We start from the raw sequence: 3,944 nt of genomic DNA on the forward strand, positions 1-3,944 counted from the left end.
CCGCAGGCTGTTCGAAAAGATCTGCCTCGAAGGCTTTCAGTCGGGCCTGTCGTGGCTGACCATCCTGCGCAAGCGGGAGAATTTTCGCGAAGCCTTCGCCAATTTCGAATTCGACAAGGTCGCCGCCTTCACCGACAGGGATGTCGAACGCCTGCTCGGCAATGCCGGCATCATCCGCCATCGCGGCAAGATCGTGTCGACGATCAACAACGCCAAGCGCGCCCGCGAGATGGCCGACGAGTTCGGCTCGCTGGCCGCCTGGTTCTGGAAGTTCGAGCCCGGCAAGGACGAGCGGCCGCAGATCGTCGACCTCGCCCATCTGCGCGCCAACCCGACCACGGCGGTCTCGGTGCGGATTTCGAAGGAGTTGAAGAAACGCGGCTGGAGCTTCGTGGGGCCTACCACGGTCTACGCCTTCATGCAGGCGATGGGCCTGGTCAACGACCACCTCGAGGGCTGTGTCTGCCGCAAAGAGGTTGAGAAGCAGCGGAAGGCCTTCAAAAGGCCGAAGTAGGTCGCCTTTCCTTCTCCCACAAGGGGAGAAGGAAGAGCGCTGCCTTGCGTCAGGTGCCGTTGGCGCTGGCCAGCACCAGGCCGGCGACGATCGCCACCACCGTGGCCACGGTCGGGTAGATCACCAGCAGGCCGGTTATCAGCGCGTCGCGCATGGATGGACCCTTGCCGGTTTCGGCGGGGATTTCGAATGGGCCGGCGGCATGGCTGGCCATTTTCGGAGCGTGGGTGTCGGCCGGGCGCAAGCGTGCGGGCAGTTCGGTATCGCTATCGATGGCGTGAAATCTTGCTGTGCTGGTCATGGCCGCGAACCCCTCATCTTGGCGCGTTTATCTCTTGCGATTGTGTCGGCACGATGCCGCGCTCATGGCGGGATTGTTTCATTTTCGCTGCGGTTTGTTTCAGGGCGGTTGGGTTTCGCCGTCTTCCCTTGGGGAGAGGCCAGAGGGCTGACCCTTGCCGCCCCCAACCTCTTCGGCTAGGACACCCGCGTTGCGAAAATCGCAACATTGCCGACCTGCAAGCACCACAAAACACCGAGCAAACACCAATGGCCGACAAATCGGAAAAGACGAAAGCGCGACTGCCGCGCGGTTTTGCCGACCGCAGCGCCGAAGACATCCGCGCCGTCGAGAAGATGATGGCGACGATCCGCTCGGTCTATGAGCTCTATGGTTTCGAACCGGCCGACCAGCCGCTGATCGAATACACCGATGCGCTGGGCAAATTCCTGCCCGACCAGGACCGGCCGAACGAAGGCGTGTTCTCCTTCCAGGATGACGACGACCAGTGGCTGTCGCTGCGCTATGATCTGACCGCGCCGACGGCGCGCTTTGTCGCCGAGAATTACGAGCGGCTGCCCAAACCCTATCGCAGCTACCGCTCGGGCTGGGTGTTCCGCAACGAGAAGCCAGGTCCGGGCCGCTTCCGCCAGTTCATGCAGTTCGATGCCGACACGATCGGCACGCCGGGCGTGGCCGCCGACGCCGAAATGGCGATGATGATGGCCGACGTGATGGAGGCGCTCGGCATCAAGCGCGGCGACTATGTCATCCGCGTCAACAACCGTAAGGTGCTCGACGGCGTGCTGGAAGCGATCGGCCTCGGCGGCGAGGAGAATGCCGGCCGCCGGCTGACGGTGCTGCGGGCAATCGACAAGCTCGACAAGCTCGGGCCGGAAGGCGTGAAGCTTCTGCTTGGGCCGGGGCGCTGGGATGGCGGCAAGGAAGGCGAGGGCGATTTCGCCAAGGGCGCAGGGTTGAACAACGGGCAAGCCGAGGCGGTTCTTCTCGCGACAGCGAGGACTATGCAGGCCGGCCAGGATTCCATGGTCAATTCGAACGCGACCTATCAGGAAGGCGTTGGAGAACTCACGACGATTGAAGCCCTGGTCCGGGCGGCGGGATATGGCGAGGACCGTATTGCCATGGACCGTTCTGTCGTGCGCGGCCTGGAATACTACACCGGGCCGGTCTTCGAAGCCGAACTGCTGGCCGAGATCCCCAACGAGGACGGCCAGATTGTCCGCTTCGGCTCGGTTGGTGGCGGCGGCCGCTATGACGGACTGGTCTCGCGCTTTCGCGGCGAACCGGTGCCGGCGACCGGCTTTTCCATCGGCGTTAGCAGGCTGATGACGGCGCTGAAGAACCTCGGCAAGCTCGACGCCTCGGATGTGATCGCGCCGGTCGTGGTGCTGGTCATGGACAAGGATACCGACAGCCTCGGCCGCTACCAGAAGATGGTGTCGGAACTGCGCGCTGCCGGCATCCGTTCCGAAATGTATCTCGGCGGCGCGGGCATGAAGGCGCAGCTCAAATATGCCGACCGGCGTGGTTGTCCGGTCGCTGTCATCCAGGGCGGCGATGAGCGCGCCAAGGGCGAGCTGCAGATCAAGGACCTGATCGAAGGCGCCCGCATGTCCGCCGAGATCACCGACAATGCCGAATGGCGCGCCGCGCGTCCGGCGCAGGTGACGGTGGCGGAGGGCGAGCTGGTCGCAGAGGTGAGGAAGATCCTGGCGGCGCAGGCCGAGGAGAGGGCACGTGGCAAGTAGAGGTCGCGCTCTACGGCGCCCCCCTCTGTCCTGCCGGACATCTCCCCCTCTAGGGGGGAGATCAGATGTCGCCTCGGCTTTCGCCAATCTCCGAGGTTTCAAGGGGAATGTCATCGGCGAAGCTGCTGATCTCCCCCCTAGAGGGGGAGATGCCCGGCAGGGCAGAGGGGGGCGCCGTAGAGCGCCGGCCTTCGCCTGGATCGTTGGCTCCTCTGGTTTGGGACCAGAGGGTCGTGCAGCACTGAGGTTAGTAAATTGACCTCCCGCTACCCCGCCATATCAACCGACATCACCAACCTCTTCGTCACACGCAACACGCATGCGGTCGAGGTTGCCATATTGCAGCCGGCCGACCCCTTCCTCGACATGGCCGGCGAGGATTTGCGCCGCCGCATCTTCCTGACCGAAAGCGAGACCGGGCAGACATTGTGCCTGCGGCCGGAATTCACCATTCCGGTCTGCCTTGATCACATAAGTTCGCAGGCCGGCACGCCGCGCCGTTATTCCTATCTCGGCGAGGTGTTTCGCCAGCGCCGCGAGGGCGGCAACGAGTTCTTCCAAGCTGGCATCGAGGACCTCGGCGACCGCGATACCGCTGAAGCCGATGCGCGCTCGGTGGCCGACGCGCACGCGCTGCTGTCGCTGGTGCTGCCTGGCCAGGTACTGGCGATCACGCTCGGCGACCAGACCATTTTCGAGGCGGTGCTGGCAGCCCTTGGCCTGCCGCGCGGCTGGCGCATGCGCCTTGCCCGCGCCTTCGGTTCGGCGCCGATGCTCGAGGCGGCTCTGGCCGATCTCGCCAACCCGCCGCGCAACAGCCAGCTCTCCGGCCCGGTTGCCGCTCTTGTCCTCGATGGTGATCTGGACGGTCTTTCCACCCACATCGCCAGCGGCATGGAAGAGGCAGGCCTTTCAGCCTCCGCCGGACGCGCCCCGGCCGACATTGCCCGGCGGCTGATCGAGAAAGCCGAATTGCGCAGCGTGCGGCTGTCGAACGAGGCTTTTTCGGCGCTGAAGAGTTTTCTGGCAATCGACGTTCCGCTTGATGGCGCGGCCCAGGCACTGGCGACCTTCGCCAACGGCGCCGGGCTGTCGCTCGATACCGCGCTGGAAAAGTTCGCTGCCCGTGCCAAGGCGATCGACGCGCATGGCTTGCCGGCCGAAAAAATCCGTTACGACGCCGCCTTCGGCCGCCCGCTCGATTACTACACCGGTCTGGTTTTCGAAATCGCGGCCGACAATGGCGACCGGCCGCTGGCCGGTGGCGGCCGCTATGACCGGCTGCTAACCTTGCTCGGCGCGAAAACGCCGATCCCCGGCGTTGGCTTTTCCGTCTGGCTCGACCGCATCGAGGCATTGCGGGAGATGGCGCCATGAT

At 64.5% G+C, this 3,944-nt stretch carries 4 protein-coding genes; 3 read left to right on the plus strand and 1 reads right to left on the minus strand.

What is annotated here, in order from left to right; genetic code table 11:
• Positions 1 to 514: DNA-3-methyladenine glycosylase I (locus EN993_RS32405; RefSeq protein WP_164757954.1), on the plus strand; the 514-nt coding region annotated here is incomplete at its 5' end.
• Positions 515 to 563: 49 nt separating this feature from the next.
• Here the strand turns inward: EN993_RS32405 and EN993_RS32410 are convergent.
• Positions 564 to 815 carry a hypothetical protein gene (locus EN993_RS32410; RefSeq protein ID WP_127265842.1) on the minus strand — a complete coding sequence of 84 codons (252 nt, stop codon included), beginning with the start codon at positions 813 to 815 and terminating at the stop codon, positions 564 to 566.
• 248 nt (positions 816 to 1,063) lie between these two features.
• Here EN993_RS32410 and hisS point away from each other — a divergent pair, with 248 nt between their 5' ends.
• Positions 1,064 to 2,566 (plus strand): histidine--tRNA ligase, encoded by a 1,503-nt coding sequence (hisS, locus tag EN993_RS32415; RefSeq protein ID WP_127265844.1) that lies wholly within the window; start codon positions 1,064 to 1,066, stop codon positions 2,564 to 2,566.
• Between the two features lie 255 nt (positions 2,567 to 2,821).
• Positions 2,822 to 3,943, plus strand: a complete 1,122-nt coding sequence (locus tag EN993_RS32425) for an ATP phosphoribosyltransferase regulatory subunit (RefSeq protein WP_127265846.1) — start codon at positions 2,822 to 2,824, stop codon at positions 3,941 to 3,943.
• The last annotated feature ends 1 nt before the right edge of the window (position 3,944 follow it).

The organism is Mesorhizobium sp. M7D.F.Ca.US.004.01.2.1 (assembly GCF_003997785.1).
Taxonomy (GTDB): domain Bacteria; phylum Pseudomonadota; class Alphaproteobacteria; order Rhizobiales; family Rhizobiaceae; genus Mesorhizobium; species Mesorhizobium loti.

Coding starts and splice junctions, on each gene's coding strand:
- hisS (WP_127265844.1), top strand. CDS start 1,064: ATGGCCGACAAATCGGAAAAGACGAAAGCGCGACTGCCGCGCGGTTTT.
- EN993_RS32410 (WP_127265842.1), bottom strand. CDS start 815: ATGACCAGCACAGCAAGATTTCACGCCATCGATAGCGATACCGAACTG.